Genomic DNA, 17158 nt, shown 5'->3' with positions numbered 1-17158 from the left:
AACGATAGTATTTTCCTATCATCATAATACGATTTATTGTATTGATCAATGGATGCAGCAGTTTTATACTCAAAGTAACCTTAACAAGATGAAAGAAGGGTATTGATGAAAAAAATATATTATTTAGCCGCTTTATTTTTAGCGGCATTAAACTTACGTCCAATCATTACGTCCGTGGCTTCCATGATGAGCATGATTCAATCAGAGCTTGGTGTAAACGCACTGACAGCAAGTCTTTTGACCACTTTGCCTGTCCTTTGTATGGGGGTATTTGCTCCTGTTGCGACGATACTCAGCCGGCGTTTTGGTTTAGAAAGAACTCTGTTTTTCTCAATTCTTCTTATCACGATTGCCACCGCACTGCGTGGTACAAGCCAATCGGTTGCTATCCTTCTCATGACTGCGTTTGCAGGAGGTGTAGGGATTAGCTTTGCGGGTCCTTTATTGTCTAGTTTTATTAAAAAATATTTCCCGAGAAATCCTGGTATTGTCAGTGTCTATTCAATTTCGATGACAATAGGTGCAGCGCTTGCTTCCGGCTTTACCATTCCGATTTATCTACGCAGTGAGCAACACCTTACGTTTGCTTTGTCCTGCTGGGCTTTTCTAGGGGTGATTGCTCTTATTCTATGGGTCGGTTTAGTTCGCAAAAATGAGCAGAGTGATCATGTAACCTTGCCGTTAAAATTGCCGCTGAGAAACAAAAAGGCGATTCAATTCACCTTGTTCTTTGGCTTTATGTCCAGTATGTTTTATTCTTTGACGGCATGGATTTCACCGATTGCTCTTAGCTTTGGAAACAGTCCTCAATATGCTGCCATGCTACTGACCATATTTACACTCATTCAGATTCCAGTGGCACTACTCGTTCCAGCGGTCGTTACTCGATTAGGAAAACCGAAATTATTTCTCATCTTATGCAGTCTGTCTGAACTCATTGGCCTTATCTTTCTTCTTCTGCCAATGCCGATCTTGCCAGCCGTCATTTTCCTAGGTATGGGTGCCGGAGGGTTGTTTCCTTTAGCACTTATGCTCCCGATTATGGAGACGAATACTCCAGAGGAAGCCGGAACCTGGTCTGCGATGTCGCAGATGGGCGGGTACATCGTGGGTGGATTCGGTCCGTTTTTCATTGGCTTGGTTTTCGATCTAAGCGGACATTTTTATGCTTCCATTGTGGCAATGCTTGTCATCGTCTCGTTAATGATTGGCGTTCAGTTATCAATGAAACTTGGAACAAAAGCAGGAGAAGTGTCAAGTTAAATAATGCTGCTTCACATTTCAATAAAAACGGGGGAATTCTATTGCTCATTCGAGAAGCAAAAACGATCGATTATCCACAATTAAGGCAAATCTATTTAGAATCAAGGCGCCAGAGCTTTCACTGGCTCAATCCAGAAGACCTCAATCTGCAAGATTTTGATCAAGATACGCAGGAAGAGCAAATTTTCTTAGCTTAGGAGAACAATAAAATCCTCGGATTCATTTCTCTATATGTACCCGATCGATTTATTCACCTCTTGTTTGTACATCCAGAAGCTGCTGGTCAAGGGGCTGGCGATCTGCTGCTCAAACAAGCGATCAACGTTTTGGGAACACCGGTCACCCTCAAATGTGTCTCCGAAAATCACAAAGCTTTATCTTTTTATCAAAAAAGAGGCTGGAAGGCTGTTGTAGAAGAAGGAGGACCTGGGACAGAATACTGGGTGCTTATTTATGAATAGAAATCATTTTATCTTATCGTTCACAAGGCCCTTTATAGGGCTTTTTTGCGGTTTCTTTTCGGTGTCGAATGGTTCATAAAATGATAATATATGTCATTATAGGAAAAATATAGGAAGTGGTAAGGGCTGATGGAGAAAGTGCTTTCTTCTCACGTCGGTTTGAAAATCAATGAATGGTATTATCATATTCAAAGATTTAACGTACCGGACGCCGAAGCATATAAAGAGGAAATCAAATCAATGCTTGATCATATGGAAGAAAATCAAGATTTATTATTGTATTTCTCACTCATGGAGTTCAGACATAAATTAATGCTTGATTACTTGAATCCTTTAGAAAATGGGAAAGAGCGGGCCAACTTCAAGGAACTCGCAATGAAGATCAAAAGGGACCAAGAGAAATTAACAGGACTGCTCGAGTATTACTTCAATTTTTTCTACGGCATGTATGAATTCGAAAACTATGAATACCTAAATGCGATTACCTTCTATAAACGGGCAGAAAAAAAGCTGTCTCTTGTCAGTGACGATATTGAACGGGCCGAGTTCAATTACAAGATGGCTGAAATCTATTACCACATGAAACAAACCCACATGTCCATGCACCATATCGCACAGGCGATAGAATGTTATCGAGAAAAAGATACATACACAGTAAGAGAAATACAATGTTCTTTTGTGATTGGATTAAACTACATAGATATGGGCTGCCCCGAAAAAGCAATACCCCATTTTCAACACGCACTAGAAAAAGCCGCCGACAACTCAACAAAACGATTAAAAGGATCAGCACTCTATAATTTAGGGTTGAGTTATTTTCATAACAAAGAAATAGCCCAAGCAATAATTCACTTTAATGACTCAATTCGAGCATTTAGAGAGCAGGGATACGAACATTTAAATAGAATCTTAGACCCGCTCATTATGTTGTCAAAAGCCTACTTCAAAAAGAAAGAACAGGATTTAGGTATATATGCTTTAAATAACGGCATAGAACTATCTGAAAAACTGAAAGACCATGTGCTGTTATTGATATTCAAATTTTTAAGATCGCTATACGTTGACAACAATTTTGAACAGTTGGAAAAAATAATGGAATTGCTAGAAATAAAGTCAATGTATCCTGATCTAGAAGATTTAGCAAAAGACGCTGCAAAGTATTATAATGAAATGGGAGATAAAGACAATGCGATGCTTTTTTATGAGAAAATTCTTTATTTCCAAACTCAAGTGAAGCGGGGGGACTGTCAGTATGAAATTTAAAACGTTATCAGTCGTATTTGTGATGATCAGCGTTATCAGTATTGTTGGTTATTTTACATCTGAAGTGACAGCAAGTCATGATGAAGCTAGGAGAGGTCATACTGCAAGTATCGGCTACACTGCTTAAATAAAAAGCCCTTAAAGGGCTTTTTATTTTAAGACGGAATATATGCTATGAATAAAGAATATTTTTTCCATAGAAAAGATATTAAGGAGGAAGTAAAAATGACAATGTTAAAATCAACATTATTTAGAAGGATTTTTATTATATTTTTTGCTTTAACCTTTATGATTAGCTTGTTTAATATGGCTGTGTTTCCGGGGACGCCAGTGTCTTATTATGTTGGCCTGGTTTGTAAGATGTTGTTTATCAGTTTTTTAAATGGTTTGTTTTTCGGAACAATCATCTATTTGATTGGCGTCTTTCTCGGTGCTAAATCTTCAAAGGAAAATCAATAACGAGTGAGCGGCTACAGTCCGTTTTTTTTTATTTTAAAAATGACAGAGAACATGTATGATCTAGATCGCATATTACATTATTTTTAATATCCTACTGCATTCTATTTTAAAGGATGTTACCGTTGTTTGGAAGGAATGATTGGCCAGTCTTCCAATACGAGTTGGAGGGAAATCATGAATTACAAAATTGAAATGTTAACGAATATGAAAATGGTGTATATGAGAAATATAGGATCATATGGTAGCAAAGAGAATTTTGAGATGATGAAGAGATTTAAGAAATGGATCAAGCAACATCAATTAAATGATGAATTAAAGGATTATGGTATATATGGTGTTCCTCAAGATGATCCTGGAAAAATTCCATCAGAAAAATGCAGATACGACCTCATGCGTATGACAAATAGAGATTTCTCAAATGATCAAATGGTTCAGACTGGTCATTTTGAAGGGGGAAAGTATGCTGTGTTTACAGTGACACATACAACCGAAAAAGTGAGGTTGTTTTGGAGACAATTGCCTCAAATGATCCAACACAATCAATTGAACACGCGTCAGGTACATATTATGGAGAGATATAGAGAAGAAGAAGGCGTGTGTGAGTTCTTACTACCTATCTTTTAAATATTTTATCAAACTTTAATGAAAACAGACCTCTTATGGTCTGTTTTCATGAATATGATATGTTTAAATATTCTACGACTCGTTCCTTTAAATAACGATACTGATCCTCATTCGTATCTTGAAATGCTTCTTCTCGATTTGAAGGTACATCCATATAAACGATTTCCTCAGAGAATTGTGAAGAAGTAAAGTCGATTCTTGTTCCATCCACTACGTTATAAAAGTGCCATCCGTTGGGTAGTGCGGTCTTGTTTATTTTCCCGCCTAAAAGATCATGGACCACTAAAGAAGTGACACCACATTGCCCGTTTGCTGGGTTGCTTTTACTCCACTTTGAACTAGATTGAGAGGACCATGCATTATAAAGAGCATCAATGATTTTGTCTGTCGTGTAGAGGTTCATCATAAAAATCCTTTCTATTTAAAGAGTGAAATGAATGGAGTATCTGTTTAGTCTATAGTAGTTTTTTTCTCAATCAAAATCCAGATGCTATACTATGATTAAACCAATATAACAATGAAGGGTTATGACAGGAGGAGCTGGAGTGATATTCATCATAGGCATTGTAATCGCTTTTATTGTTGCTATTTTAGGCTTTACTGTTTTCGTAGATGTAGGTAACGGGTTGGGAACGGTTTTTAGCATCATTGGCGCGATGGTCATTTTATGGATAGCGGGAAGGCTGCAAAGGCAAAAAGAAAAGAATGAGCCAAATATATTATTAGATAAAATGATGATGCTTTTTCAAGAAGACGGGTTTCAGGCTTCAACATACATCTTTTCGCAAAATGTGGATAAAGGCTTTGCGATTGATGATGAGCGAAAGGTCATGCGGTTTATTACCCATCAACCTAGCGGCTCATCTCGAAAATTCAGGTTTGAGGTTACTGAGCTTTCCTTGAAAGAGTTGAAACAAGTTGACATGTTAGAAGATGGTGTGCCGATTGAACAATCTTTTGAGAGTGATAATAATGAAGAGATCTCGACACTTGAATTGAGATTAACTATGAATGATCAGGAATCATCAACGATCACGCTCACCTTTCTGACATTTGATGTGCCTGTTCGTAAGAGCACTGCCGAATATTTGACTGAACGAGAAAATCTGGAGGAGATTTATCATGAAATTGATTCAATGATGAAATCTGCAGATTGACTAAATGACTGTTCATAAAGAAGAAATCACAGTTTAAGGTGGTTTCTTTTTTTATGTCAATCAAGTCAAAGCTGGTTCAGTCATTGCGGTTGAATGTTTTTCTCAAAAATGAATAAAGATAGACTAGACACGAAAACGAACATTGATATCGAAATGACTGGAGGAAACATACATGCAAAAGCTTTGTAGGGAAGTCTGGATCGAGGTCAATCTTGATGCGATTAAAAGAAATATCGAAGCCATTCAAGCGCATATTCCAAAGAAAAGTAAAATCATGGCTGTCGTGAAGGCGAATGCATATGGGCACGGTTCCGTGGAGGTTGCGCGGCAGGCATTAGAAAGCGGTGCGACAGAGCTTGCAGTTGCCAGCTTGGAAGAAGGCATTGTATTGCGGAGAGCAAAAATTGAAGCACCGATTCTCGTCCTTGGATTTACCCCGCTCGACTGTGTGAAAAGAGCTGCAACCTGGAGAATTGACCTATCCGGCCTTCGTGAAGACTGGATTGTTCAAGCAAATGAGATTTTAGCAGAAGAAGAAAGTCTGCCCCGGCTTGGGATTCATGTCAATGTCGATACGGGGATGGGCCGATTAGGTGTACGGACAAAGGAAGAGCTGTTAGAGGTGGTGAGAGCGCTTGAAGAGAGTGAAAACCTGAGATGGGATGGAATATTTACGCATTTTTCCACTGCGGATGAGCCTGACCCTGATTTCACACTGCTTCAGCACAGCATTTTTATTGATTTTCTCCGTTTCTTAAAAAAACAAGACATTACATTGCCCACGGTACATATGAACAATACAGCAGCTGCCATCGCGTTTCCTGAATTTAGCGCAGATATGATTCGGCTCGGCATCGGGCTATATGGACTGTACCCCTCGCAATACATTGAGAGTTTAGACGCTGTTAAGCTAGAGCCCGCTCTCAGTTTAAAAGCAAGAATTGCGTTCGTGAAGGAAATGGTGACAAAGCCAAGGACCGTCAGCTATGGTGCAACCTATGTAGCAAAACCTGATGAAGTTATAGCAACCATACCAATCGGTTATGCAGATGGGTACTCACGAGCCTTATCAAATCGAGGATTTATGCTTTTCCGCGGAAAACGAATGCCGATTGCTGGCCGAGTCACAATGGATATGACCATGATCAGTTTAGGAGAAATGAAAGCAAAGCAAGGCGAGGAAGTCGTTATCTACGGCCGTCAAAAAGGCGGAGAAATTTCTGTCGATGAAATTGCTGAAATGCTCAATACGATCAACTACGAGGTTGTTGCCACCTTAAGCCGCCGCGTTCCTAGGTTTTATCGTCGAGGCGGGAAGATTATTAAAATATCGACACCGGTGATGTATGTGTGAGGCTAAATAACAGGTACAATTTGAGGATATTTGTTCTGGTGTACAATGATAAAAATTAAATTTTATTACAAATATGTCGATAAAAGGAGGGACATTTAAGATATGGAGGAAAGAAACGATGAAAAAAGGTTTATTTTTAGTGCTTTTGACTATTTTTATGATGGTCACAATTCATCCGTTAAAAGCTCATGCAGCTGAGACAAATGGATGGACGAAGCGAGCAGACTTACCGGAAGAGCGTATCGGAGCAAGTGTAGGAGTAGTTGATGGGAAAATATATGTATTCGGTGGAGCAAGTCAACAGTCTAAATTCAATGATTCAACATATATGTATGATCCTAATACTGATTTGTGGACAGAAAAAGCAAGTATGCCTAGAGAAAGAACGGGCGCTGCTTACGCGACTGTAGGTAAAAAAATCTATGTTATTGGCGGTCTTACTGATACAACTAAAACAGTTCACAAAACCATCGATGTTTATGATACGGAACTAGATCAATGGACAGAAGAACCAATTAAGATGCCTGAGAAATTTATATATACATCTTATATAAATGGTTCCTTAAGAGCAGTTACAGTTGGAGAAAAAATTTATATAGTAGCATCTTTATCAAGCTCTCAAGTAAATTTTTATTCCTATGATACGGGAAGTGGAGAGTGGGAAAGCTTAGATAATTCTCAATTAGCTTCTCGTCAGGGAAGAAGTATTTCAGAGATAAATGGAAAGTTGTATATTGCTGGTGGTGAGGCTAATGTTAGCCGAGCGAATGATAAAGATATATTAGAATATGATATGACGCTAGGGAAGTGGCAACGGTTAAAGAATGTTCAATTAAATTCTTTTGCATATGAATCTGCTTATGTGACATACAATCATAAATTATTTATGATTGGCGGTCAGCGAATTGGAGATAGATCGAGTAAATTACTAAAACAAGTTCAGATATTTGATCCACAAACTAGTCAAGTCCAAGATTCTTTATATGAAATTCCTGAAGGTAGAGTTGGATCTGTAGCAGCTATTGCTGATGATCAATTATATGTGATTGGTGGAAGAGATTATGCTGAATCAATTGGTAGTCATTCTGTCAAAAATAATTTTAAATCTGTTATTTCTATTCCATTAAAAGATCTGCAAAAAGTGTCAAAGGATCAGGATGAAACAAAACCAGGTGATGGAACAAGCGAAGAACCGAAAGATCAAGATGGAACAAAACCAGGTGATGGGTCAACAGAAGAACCAAAAGATCAGGACGGAACGAAGCCTGGTGATGGGTCCACGGAAGAGCCAAAAGATCAGGATGGAACAAAGCCAGGTGATGGTACAACAGAAGAACCAAAGGATCAAGACGGAACAAAACCTGGAGAAGAAACAGCGAAAGGTATACTTTCTATAACCATGATCAATGGACTGCAAAAGGATTATCTGCTCTCAATGAAAGAAATCAACGATTTTCTTAACTGGTACAAAGAAAGAAGCTTTGGAATTGGTATGAACTTCTATGAAATCAATGATCAACACAATAAAGGTCCTTTCACAAGTAAGAAGGACTATGTCGTGTACCAAAATATCTTAATGTTTGATATCAAGCAATACTGATATTCATAAATTGTAAAGCTGCTGATAAGAGATCAGCAGCTTTTATTTTTATAAAAATGTTAAAATCAGGATTTACGTCATAAAAAAATACGATATTTTTTTAAAAATCTGCTAAACATCCTATAATCACATCCGATAATAGAATTGTCAGGGTTGATAAGCCCTAGAATAAAGGACTTTTTTCAGACAAGGACGTCTGTCAGGTCCCACATACACGGAGGTAATAGGAAATGAGAATTAACCACAATATCGCAGCACTTAACACATTAAACCGTTTGTCTGCCAACAACGGTGCGAGCCAAAAGAACATGGAGAAACTTTCTTCTGGTCTTAAAATCAACCGTGCAGGAGATGACGCTGCAGGTCTAGCAATCTCTGAAAAAATGCGTGGACAAATCCGCGGATTAGAAATGGCGTCTAAAAACGCACAAGACGGTATCTCTCTTATCCAAACAGCTGAAGGTGCATTGACTGAAACTCATGCGATCCTTCAACGTATGCGTGAACTAACTGTTCAAGCAGGTAACACAGGTACTCAGCAAACTGAGGATTTAACTGCTATTAAAGATGAGATGGATGCACTTGTTGAAGAAATCGATGGAATTTCTAATCGTACTGAATTCAACGGAAAAAAACTATTAGATGGTACTGAAACTACAGGTTTTACTTTCCAAATTGGTGCTAATGCAACTCAAAATATCAATGTTACAATTAGTAGCATGGATGCAACTACTCTAGGCGTAGATACTATTGATGTTGCGGCTACTGGTTTCAGTTTTGACACAGAAATCGCAAAAATCGATACAGCAATTAAAAGTGTATCTTCAGAGCGTTCTAAACTTGGTGCAGTCCAAAACCGTCTAGAGCACACTATCAACAACCTTGGTGCTTCTGGTGAAAACTTAACAGCTGCTGAGTCTCGTATTCGTGACGTTGACATGGCGAAAGAAATGAGTGAGTTCACGAAGAACAACATTCTTTCTCAAGCGTCTCAAGCAATGCTTGCACAAGCGAACCAACAGCCACAAAACGTACTTCAATTACTACGTTAATGAAAGGCCCCTTTATGGGGCTTTTTTTTATGATGTTTTTTCTTCGAATTTCCTCCACTCTTATGATTCTTAACTCCCTCTGATAAATCATGAAAAATGACCTTTAAATTTGACATACTCTAGCGAAACGATCATATTGAATGAGACTTAATCCTTATTTATTCCTTTTTTGTTAAACAAATTCCATTAAAGTTCGATAAATGGATTGTAAGGCTTACAAAAAAATTCTAATTTAGAACTTTTGGATAAGGACGTCCAATTGGTTCAAACACACGGAGGTCATTTAACATGAGAATTAACCACAATATCGCAGCACTTAACACACTGAACCGTTTGTCTGCCAACAATGGTGCAGGGCAAAAGAACATGGAGAAGCTTTCTTCTGGTCTTCGAATCAACCGTGCAGGAGATGACGCAGCAGGTCTTGCCATCTCTGAGAAAATGCGTGGTCAAATCCGCGGATTAGAAATGGCGTCTAAAAACGCACAAGACGGTATCTCTCTTATTCAAACAGCTGAGGGTGCATTAACTGAAACACATGCTATTCTTCAACGTATGCGTGAATTGACAGTTCAAGCGGGTAACGTTGGTACTCAACAAACAGAAGATTTAACAGCTATTCAAGAAGAACTCACTGCTTTGGTGGATGAAATTGATGGTATTTCTCAGCGTACAGCATTTAACGGAAAGAATCTGTTGGATGGTAGCGTTGAGGAAGGATTCCAATTTCAAATTGGTGCAAACATTGAGCAAAATATCAACGTACAGATTGGCAAAATGGATGCAGAAACTTTAACTGTAAAAGATATTGTAGTTAATGAAGAAGGCTTTAACTTTGACACTGAAGTAGCAAAAATCGACGCAGCAATCGGCGCTGTATCTAAACAGCGTTCAGCTCTTGGTGCAGTCCAAAACCGTCTAGAGCACACAATCAATAACCTGGGTGCTTCTGCTGAAAACTTAACAGCTGCTGAGTCTCGTATCCGTGACGTTGACATGGCCAAAGAAATGAGTGAGTTCACAAAGAACAACATTCTTTCTCAAGCATCTCAAGCAATGCTAGCACAAGCAAACCAACAGCCACAAAACGTACTTCAATTATTACGTTAATGAAAAAGCCCCATTAAAGGGGCTTTTTTTATTTCAATCAAATGACAGCAAGTACTCTAGACCAAAGTCAGGAACCGCTTCATGGAAAAAAGCTCGGTTGCCTTCATCGTTCTTTTGATCCCATTGCTTCCACCATTCAGCGATTTCTCCTGAGGTGTCAGCTTGAATCATGTCGTGCAGCTGTTCTAAGTTGATGATGTCTCTCGGTTCTGTTAAGAAAGAATGCATCCGGTGATACACCTCAAGACGTTCAGGCTGTTTTGTGACAATGGCGTATTGTACGTAGCGATTTAAAAATTCTTGTACGAACGTCAAGTGGGGGATGGTTGTTTCTCCTTTTAACTCAACACCGTCCCATGCCATATCAGCAATCGCACAAAGCCACCAGCCAAGTTCACTCGCTTGCTGCATTTGTTGTAATGTGTCCTTTTCAAAAGAGACTCGCTCATTTTTTTGTGCTTGTTTGAGCAAACGGTCAAGTGTTTGTGCCTCAAGAGCGGCCTTTGTCATTCCCTGACCATGTATTGGATCTAATGTGCACAAGGCATCACCCATGACCAATAAGCCGCTTGGCCAATCTTCCATTTGTTCATAGTGGTTTCTGACACAAGCCGGAACTCTAAATCCTTTTGGTTCCGTATAGGGAATTAAATGAGTGATGGCTTCTGCTATCGAGGGATTGGTCAGCCTAGCTGTCTCTACATCAAACTGATCAGCGTCCGTTGTTGGATAATGAGAGCCGCCAGCTGCTGAGAGAAGAACCGCTACTAAATCATGATCTACTCGTTCAAACAGTCCTGTTGGAATTTGCTTATTCGGTTGTCCAACGATGACCATTGGTTCCAGATTCGGTGCCTCAGGTGGTATTTGGTAGTATCTTGTGCTGTAGCCAAGAGACACGATTAGCTCATCTGTCTGCGGCAAGGTTCGTCCTGCGCTTTTCAGCCATTTTGGCAATTTAGACATTCTTCCAGACGTATCAATGACTAAGTCCGCACTCATTTTGTTGATGATTCCAGGCTTTATCCTCCGATCTTTGACCTGTAATCCACTCACTTTAGTCGTTTCTTCTTCAAAAAGAAGAGCGATCGCTTCATGTTTTTCTAAAAATTGAACACGTTCCTCGCGTAACATTCTTTGCATCAGCACCCACTCTAGCATGGCACGTCGTGTGACAGCTGTTTCTTCAGTATCGGTGAGTACTAACTCGCCATCTTTTGTCATAAACCGAGATGTCTGATGCCATGTGTTATACCCGCCCATTGCCAGTAACTCTTTTGTATAACCAGGAAATAGACGTTCCACTATTTGTTTGCCTAGTGGCAGCATTCTATGTGGATGAAAGGCTTGAGGAGTGCCGAGACGATTCTCAGGAGAGTCTGGCAGTTCATCCTTTTCAATAATCAAGACTTGATGATAAAAAGTTGATAAAACTTTTGCAGCGAGCATCCCGGTGATACCTCCGCCAATGACGATCGCCCGCTCATTTTTCATGGGTTGTGTCACAACATGCGCCTCCAATGAATACACAAAATGGTTAAATGACCATTTCATCATATGTTGATTCATTAATTATAGCAAAATTATGTTTGAATATAGAAAGGAAATGTACTACTTTTTACTAGTAAATATGAAGAATCTCTTCAATGATTATGATATTTTTTTAAAAAACAACTACTAATTTAAGTAGAACGACCGATAAACTTAATAAGGGGGTAGAGAAATTGGATATACTACAGAGCATTGTAACAGCAGCACCTTATATCATGCAGATTTTAAAAAATGAAGTGACGCTGGGCGTCACTGATCGAGAGAAATTTTTGCTTTATTTGCCATCGAAAGATCTTGATTTTCAAATTCGGGCTGGCGAACTCATTAAACCAGATGATCTAAATCTGAAAAAGGCGCTGAGAGGTGAGACATCAAATATATCTTTGCCTGAATCGGTGTATGGAACGCCATTAAATTCAATGTGCATGCCTATTATAGATGAAAATCAACAAGTAATTGGTGCATTAGCTTTAGGTTTTCCACTCAAAAATCAGTTAGAGCTTGAAGCGTACATGGAGTCATTAAGTGACATCATTCAAAGTATTCAAGAAAAGGTGCATGTCGTGGCGGCGCATTCAGAAGAGCTTTCTGCAACAAGTGAGGAAATGACCTTACAAACGCAGCAAACACTTGAAAGCTCGAAAAAAACATCTGATATTACAAAAATGATTAAAGGCATTTCGAAACAAACGAGTTTGCTGGGATTGAATGCGTCAATCGAAGCAGCCAGGGCAGGAAAAGAGGGGGCTGGTTTTAGTGTTGTAGCCAGTGAGGTTCAAAAACTTTCAAGTGAAACTTCACGTGCAACAGAAAACATTGAAAGCTCACTGCAAGGGATTTCCTCTAATATACATACATTACTTGAGAGTATGGACCATATGAAAGGTTCATCATCAGAACAGGCTTTACTTGTGACAGAGTTTAGTGAAATTGTAGAGCGATTGACTACGGTTAGTAAAGAGATGAAAGAATTTATGCAGCATGTGATGTCAACGTAAAAAACGAATCCAAGAGGGATTCGTTTTTTTAATACGCTATTTTCTTTTATTCCGATCAAAGCGATAATCGTATGTTTCTCCCTTTACCACATTTAAAAATTCATGCCCAATTTGAACAAGCTGTCCATTTTTCCATTTGATGAGAGGGTCTTTATCAGGGTATTTCCAGTAAATCGTTTTCTTTCGGTGGGTGAGTTTGTTTTCAATTTCTGCTCTAACTGCGTTCTCCTTTAGTTTCCCTCCGCTATGTCGATAGGTGTTGATGATATATGTTCCGTCAGGTGATGTCATCGAGCGGATAAAGGTTCCGTGAGATACGCCTTGAAGAGAAAAGCATTTCCAGTAAATGATGCCAGCGAAGCTAAGGAATAAGATGACAAGGGTGATGGTGGTTTTCTTTTTTAACATGAATTCCTCCAGATGTAGATCACAATATTTCTAATTTATGAGAGAGAATGAAAAAAGATTCATATAGTCCAAAAGTTCTATTCATTTCAATTATCGGTCATTTTTTCTCAAAATTCAACAGATAGCCGTAAAGATAAGGAAATTTTAAGGATGTTTCATCTCGATAGGTCATTCGAAATCCCTTTACAAAAGAATTTAAGATCAGTAGACTTATGCTCATATAGAGAAATGGGGAAGATGGAATGACGCAAATCATTGATACATATCAAAGTTATGAAGAGCTTTCCGCTCATGAAAGAGAAGGAATCGACTATCAAATTCTTCACGAGCGGAAAGGTGACCAGCTTTTGGTTTTGTCCCCTCATGCCGGGGGAATTGAATCTGGCGTAAGTGAGCTCATTCATGAAATCGCAAGTGATCATTCTATGTATTTATTTGAAGGCCTTAAAGTGAAAGGCAATCATGTGCTTCACATTACAAGCACACGTTTCGATGAGCCGGTCTGCCTTTCTCTAGTGCATACCCATCATTACACGTTTGCGCTCCATGGCTACGGTGAAACGGAGATGCTTCAAACATTAGTGGGCGGGACAGACAGAGAAAGAGCGGCGGAAACAGTGAAACGTTTAACGCTTAATGGCTTCCAGGCAGTGCTGCTATCTGAATCTGATCGTTATTCTGGAACACATCCTCACAATATTAATAATCAATGTCTGACGGGAAAAAGTGTACAACTTGAAATCAGTCAGGCGCAAAGAAGAGCATTCTTTCAAGATTTCAGACGGCGCTATCGCCGTGAAACGCAAAATGAGCAATTTTATCGGTACACAAATGTACTCAAGCAAGTATTAAACCTGTATGAATAAACGTCTGTTCCCCTATGCAAAGAGGCTTACGTTTGATAAACAGCTTCTTTTTCCGCGACCTTTTCAGCTTTCATTAAATAAGATGTAAACTCTTGTTGAAAGCGAATGCCTGCTTTCCGCTGTTCGAATAAGGCCAGCCGTTTTTCAGCAAAAGCCCAGGTGACGTGAAATGTTTGCGCAATGTGCAAAATGGCTTGATGCCGAAGGTTTGGAAGCTTCATTTGCATCAGCATAAAGGTCGGTACACAAAAGTGATACATGAATTGTTTAGCCTGAAACTCTTGCAGTTCTCGAAAGAGTTTGTGCATCTTGAAATGATTGCCTGCATGCTTCAGCACATGACAAAGCTCGTGGGCAAAATCCTGCCATTGTTCCTCTGACGATAGAGATCTGTTTAATATAATACTGTAAAGACCTTGATGTTTGATCATCATGCTGCCAGTATCCTCATAGTGGACCCATACATGAAATTCAGAAGCGATCCTTTGCATGTCTCTATAAGCAGGACCGCTTATTTGTAATTTGGCATATAACCGCTTAATCTCTTCTTCTAAATGGGTTAAAAAACCAGTCATTTAAAAACCTCCAAGCAAACGTATGTTCTGTTTTTGGTGTAAAAGAAAAGTCCATATAGGACTAAATAGCTAATGAAGCTATTGCTTACTTTTAATATCGGCTTATTTTTAACAATTTTAACATAAAATCAAGGAAAAATGGAATTAATTCCTGTTTTTTTCTTCATTTTTACGTTTTCCACTACTAAAATGAGTGATTGAATTCAAATTTTACCATAGTCTTATCACTAAAACAAACTCATGTTGTCTTACGAACGCCACCAATTGATGAGAAAGATCAATTCAATCTAGCAAAAGGGAGTGCAGAACATGGTAGAAATTTATCAAGATTTTATTCCAGTTGGAAACGGAAACCGCCCAGGATACGCCATGACACCGATGTATGTGACGGTGCATAACACAGCAAACACGTCAAAGGGAGCAGATGCGAAAAGTCATGCGGCATATGTGAAACGCCCAACGACAGCGGAAAGCTGGCACTTTACAGTGGATGATCATGAAATCTTTCAGCATCTGCCGTTAAATGAAAATGGCTGGCATGCAGGGGACGGACATGGAAATGGAAACCGAAAGTCGATCGGTATTGAAATTTGTGAAAATGAAGATGGGAATTTCCAGCAAGCGGTTAAACATGCGCAATGGCTCATCCAAAAGCTGCTGAAAGAACATAACATTCCACTAGCTAATGTGGTCACACATCAGCACTGGTCTGGAAAAACATGTCCGCGTCTGCTTCTCGCTACATGGGATGAATTTAAAAAAGGAATTGAAACGGCAGGAGAGCCTGAGACGGTCATCACGTATGTTGTCAAAAGCGGGGATACGTTAACGAGTATTGCCAAAGCTCATGACGTCACAGTTCAAGATCTTCAGAAGTGGAATAACATTAGCGACCCGAACAAAATTCAAATTGGACAGGTTCTCAAAATTTATCGAAATGATGGAAAAATGATGTATGAGCTGCCCGATGGGATTTTAAAGGTGACTTCGCCTCTAACGAAGGGAGAGCACGTACGCCTCGTCCAAAAAGCGCTTGCTGCTGTTTATTTTTATCCTGATAAAACGGCTGCAGATAAAGGCATCGATGGTGTTTACGGGGAAAAAACGGCGAATGCTGTGGCACGCTTTCAGCTGGTGAACGGGCTGATAAGTGATGGGGTATATGGTCCTAAAACGAAGGAGAAGCTGCTTAAACTTTTAAATCAGTGAGTGTTTCTGTTTGTATGATTGGATGGCTGTTTCACTTTTTTCAATTAATCGCCGAGTATATGGGGAAGGCTGATATTCGGCAAACTGAACATATCTCAGTTGTTTGATTTTCTTTTTCATTTTGGCACCTCAATTGTTGCAGCGTATGGTGTATTGTATGCAAGTCTATGTAAAAATGGAATCAGGACGCGGATTTCATTCCGCGTCCTTTAGTGTTATCAAGCCTTTTTGTTTTTATACTCATCCAGAAGCTGTTCATTCTTTTTAAAAATTCGCTCAGTATGGGGGCTTACCTTATAATCGGCCATACTGATATGGCGTTTTTTCTTTAAAATCTTAAAAGGGTTTTTCTTGCGATTGTTGTTATCCCCTTGAAGTGCGTGGTCCATCTTCATCACCTTCCTCTTCGTCAGGCAAGATTAGGTCATAAATTGTTGTAAGTGATGTCATTAATAAATAGTCGAACTCCGTGACAATCTCATCGGAGGTGAGTTTAATGACAAAATGAGCATCTGCTACAGAAAATGGGATGAGCACCAAATGACCGAAATCATCGTAATATACTTCCTGCCTGTCAAGCTTCGCCTGAATGAGAGCCCGCTGGTCAAGTGCCCGAAGCAGGTCATCTTTTTGTTCCTGCGTATCGTATGGACAAAGCACCGCTTGAATATTCATCTTGTCGGCAAAAGAATAAATGAGCCGCTCAATTCCCTCTATATATGCCTCTACACTTCCATAATATACATGGATCGGTTCATTTTTCAATAGGTATTGGTACGTTTTTAGTTTATTGAGGTAAGAATGAAGCAGATCGTTATTTTGTTCAAGGAGTTGATGGGTGTCGGTTTCCAGCTCATGATTTCCGAGTTTCTTAATATAGGAGCTAAGAAAGATGAAAGCATCGGTTAATGCGAAAAAAACGGCAATGATCAAGTAGTGCATCCAATCCGTGAAGATAGAAGAAGGGTCATTTGTCCAGTACACGACAGCACCCGCTACATAAATCCAATACCACGTTTTACGAATGGCAAACATCTTTTCTTTTACTTTTTGTTCAAAGCGCCATACCGCAAATACATACACAGCAAGAGCACCTAGCAATAACCAAACAGTCAATTGAAAAAATAATAGCATGTTCTTCTCTCCCATAGACAGATGAATACTTGTTTATTTCTATGGATATGATTGGAAACCCTGCTTCATGAAAA

Annotated in this window: 19 protein-coding genes and 1 pseudogene; 14 read left to right on the top strand and 6 right to left on the bottom strand. The window is 39.3% G+C overall.

Features of this window, described 5'->3' with window-relative positions:
• The first annotated feature begins 105 nt into the window (after positions 1-105).
• From ACP69X_RS08220 to ACP69X_RS08195, 6 genes and pseudogenes are all read left to right on the top strand, one after another.
• On the top strand, positions 106-1263 hold the full coding sequence (locus tag ACP69X_RS08220; RefSeq protein ID WP_041085105.1) for a CynX/NimT family MFS transporter: 1158 nt from the start codon (positions 106-108) through the stop codon (positions 1261-1263).
• Between the two features lie 41 nt (positions 1264-1304).
• A pseudogene (locus tag ACP69X_RS08215) lies at positions 1305-1724 on the top strand (GNAT family N-acetyltransferase).
• Positions 1725-1853: 129 nt separating this feature from the next.
• Complete coding sequence (locus ACP69X_RS08210) at positions 1854-2987, top strand: Rap family tetratricopeptide repeat protein (RefSeq protein WP_039177907.1); 1134 nt, start codon at positions 1854-1856, stop codon at positions 2985-2987.
• Positions 2977-3114, top strand: coding sequence for an aspartate phosphatase (locus tag ACP69X_RS08205; RefSeq protein ID WP_095408252.1), 138 nt, complete (start codon positions 2977-2979; stop codon positions 3112-3114). Before ACP69X_RS08210 ends, ACP69X_RS08205 begins: the two co-directional genes overlap by 11 nt.
• A 98-nt stretch (positions 3115-3212) precedes the next feature.
• Complete coding sequence (locus ACP69X_RS08200) at positions 3213-3446, top strand: hypothetical protein (RefSeq protein WP_041085103.1); 234 nt, start codon at positions 3213-3215, stop codon at positions 3444-3446.
• A gap of 174 nt (positions 3447-3620) precedes the next feature.
• On the top strand, positions 3621-4070 hold the full coding sequence (locus ACP69X_RS08195; RefSeq protein ID WP_041085102.1) for a GyrI-like domain-containing protein: 450 nt from the start codon (positions 3621-3623) through the stop codon (positions 4068-4070).
• A 46-nt stretch (positions 4071-4116) separates the two neighbouring features.
• Here the strand turns inward: ACP69X_RS08195 and ACP69X_RS08190 are convergent, their stop codons facing one another.
• Complete coding sequence (locus ACP69X_RS08190; RefSeq protein WP_241768880.1) at positions 4117-4473, bottom strand: YunG family protein; 357 nt, start codon at positions 4471-4473, stop codon at positions 4117-4119.
• Between the two features lie 124 nt (positions 4474-4597).
• Between ACP69X_RS08190 and ACP69X_RS08185 the strand changes: the two genes are divergently transcribed.
• From ACP69X_RS08185 to hag (ACP69X_RS08165), 5 genes are all read left to right on the top strand, one after another.
• On the top strand, positions 4598-5227 hold the full coding sequence (locus ACP69X_RS08185; protein WP_426052580.1) for a hypothetical protein: 630 nt from the start codon (positions 4598-4600) through the stop codon (positions 5225-5227).
• 172 nt (positions 5228-5399) lie between these two features.
• Positions 5400-6581, top strand: a complete 1182-nt coding sequence (gene alr / locus ACP69X_RS08180) for an alanine racemase (protein ID WP_426052579.1) — start codon at positions 5400-5402, stop codon at positions 6579-6581.
• A 118-nt stretch (positions 6582-6699) separates the two neighbouring features.
• The gene (locus ACP69X_RS08175) at positions 6700-8181 is read left to right on the top strand and encodes a Kelch repeat-containing protein (protein ID WP_426052578.1); all 1482 of its coding nucleotides are present in this window, start codon (positions 6700-6702) and stop codon (positions 8179-8181) included.
• Positions 8182-8411: 230 nt separating this feature from the next.
• The gene (gene hag / locus ACP69X_RS08170) at positions 8412-9233 is read left to right on the top strand and encodes a flagellin Hag (RefSeq protein ID WP_041105913.1); all 822 of its coding nucleotides are present in this window, start codon (positions 8412-8414) and stop codon (positions 9231-9233) included.
• Positions 9234-9521: 288 nt separating this feature from the next.
• Complete coding sequence (gene hag, locus ACP69X_RS08165) at positions 9522-10343, top strand: flagellin Hag (RefSeq protein ID WP_025093449.1); 822 nt, start codon at positions 9522-9524, stop codon at positions 10341-10343.
• A gap of 33 nt (positions 10344-10376) precedes the next feature.
• On the opposite strand, the gene ACP69X_RS08160 is transcribed toward hag (ACP69X_RS08165), so the two are convergent.
• On the bottom strand, positions 10377-11849 hold the full coding sequence (locus ACP69X_RS08160; protein ID WP_426052577.1) for an NAD(P)/FAD-dependent oxidoreductase: 1473 nt from the start codon (positions 11847-11849) through the stop codon (positions 10377-10379).
• Positions 11850-12067: 218 nt separating this feature from the next.
• On the opposite strand from ACP69X_RS08160, the gene ACP69X_RS08155 reads away from it, so the two are divergent.
• The gene (locus ACP69X_RS08155; RefSeq protein ID WP_041085096.1) at positions 12068-12892 is read left to right on the top strand and encodes a methyl-accepting chemotaxis protein; all 825 of its coding nucleotides are present in this window, start codon (positions 12068-12070) and stop codon (positions 12890-12892) included.
• 36 nt (positions 12893-12928) lie between these two features.
• Here the strand turns inward: ACP69X_RS08155 and ACP69X_RS08150 are convergent, their stop codons facing one another.
• Positions 12929-13300, bottom strand: a complete 372-nt coding sequence (locus ACP69X_RS08150; protein WP_039177928.1) for a DUF5412 domain-containing protein — start codon at positions 13298-13300, stop codon at positions 12929-12931.
• A 242-nt stretch (positions 13301-13542) separates the two neighbouring features.
• Here ACP69X_RS08150 and ACP69X_RS08145 point away from each other — a divergent pair, with 242 nt between their 5' ends.
• Positions 13543-14166 (top strand): poly-gamma-glutamate hydrolase family protein, encoded by a 624-nt coding sequence (locus tag ACP69X_RS08145; RefSeq protein WP_041085094.1) that lies wholly within the window; start codon positions 13543-13545, stop codon positions 14164-14166.
• 26 nt (positions 14167-14192) lie between these two features.
• Here ACP69X_RS08145 and ACP69X_RS08140 read toward each other — a convergent pair whose 3' ends face one another.
• Positions 14193-14741, bottom strand: coding sequence for an ImmA/IrrE family metallo-endopeptidase (locus ACP69X_RS08140; RefSeq protein WP_073980064.1), 549 nt, complete (start codon positions 14739-14741; stop codon positions 14193-14195).
• 309 nt (positions 14742-15050) lie between these two features.
• On the opposite strand from ACP69X_RS08140, the gene ACP69X_RS08135 reads away from it, so the two are divergent.
• Entirely contained in the window at positions 15051-15950 is a 900-nt protein-coding gene (locus tag ACP69X_RS08135) for an N-acetylmuramoyl-L-alanine amidase (protein WP_041085092.1), read from the top strand.
• A gap of 218 nt (positions 15951-16168) precedes the next feature.
• Here ACP69X_RS08135 and ACP69X_RS08130 read toward each other — a convergent pair whose 3' ends face one another.
• Positions 16169-16339 carry a type II toxin-antitoxin system SpoIISB family antitoxin gene (locus ACP69X_RS08130; RefSeq protein WP_008358858.1) on the bottom strand — a complete coding sequence of 57 codons (171 nt, stop codon included), beginning with the start codon at positions 16337-16339 and terminating at the stop codon, positions 16169-16171.
• Positions 16314-17084, bottom strand: coding sequence for a type II toxin-antitoxin system SpoIISA family toxin (locus ACP69X_RS08125; protein WP_265193463.1), 771 nt, complete (start codon positions 17082-17084; stop codon positions 16314-16316). The genes ACP69X_RS08130 and ACP69X_RS08125 overlap by 26 nt, the downstream gene beginning before the upstream one ends.
• Between the last annotated feature and the right edge of the window lie 74 nt (positions 17085-17158).

This window comes from Bacillus sp. DC4300-2b2, from assembly GCF_049895685.1.
GTDB classification, from domain to species: domain Bacteria; phylum Bacillota; class Bacilli; order Bacillales; family Bacillaceae; genus Bacillus; species Bacillus safensis.
This window is presented reverse-complemented; position numbering and strand designations above follow the sequence as displayed.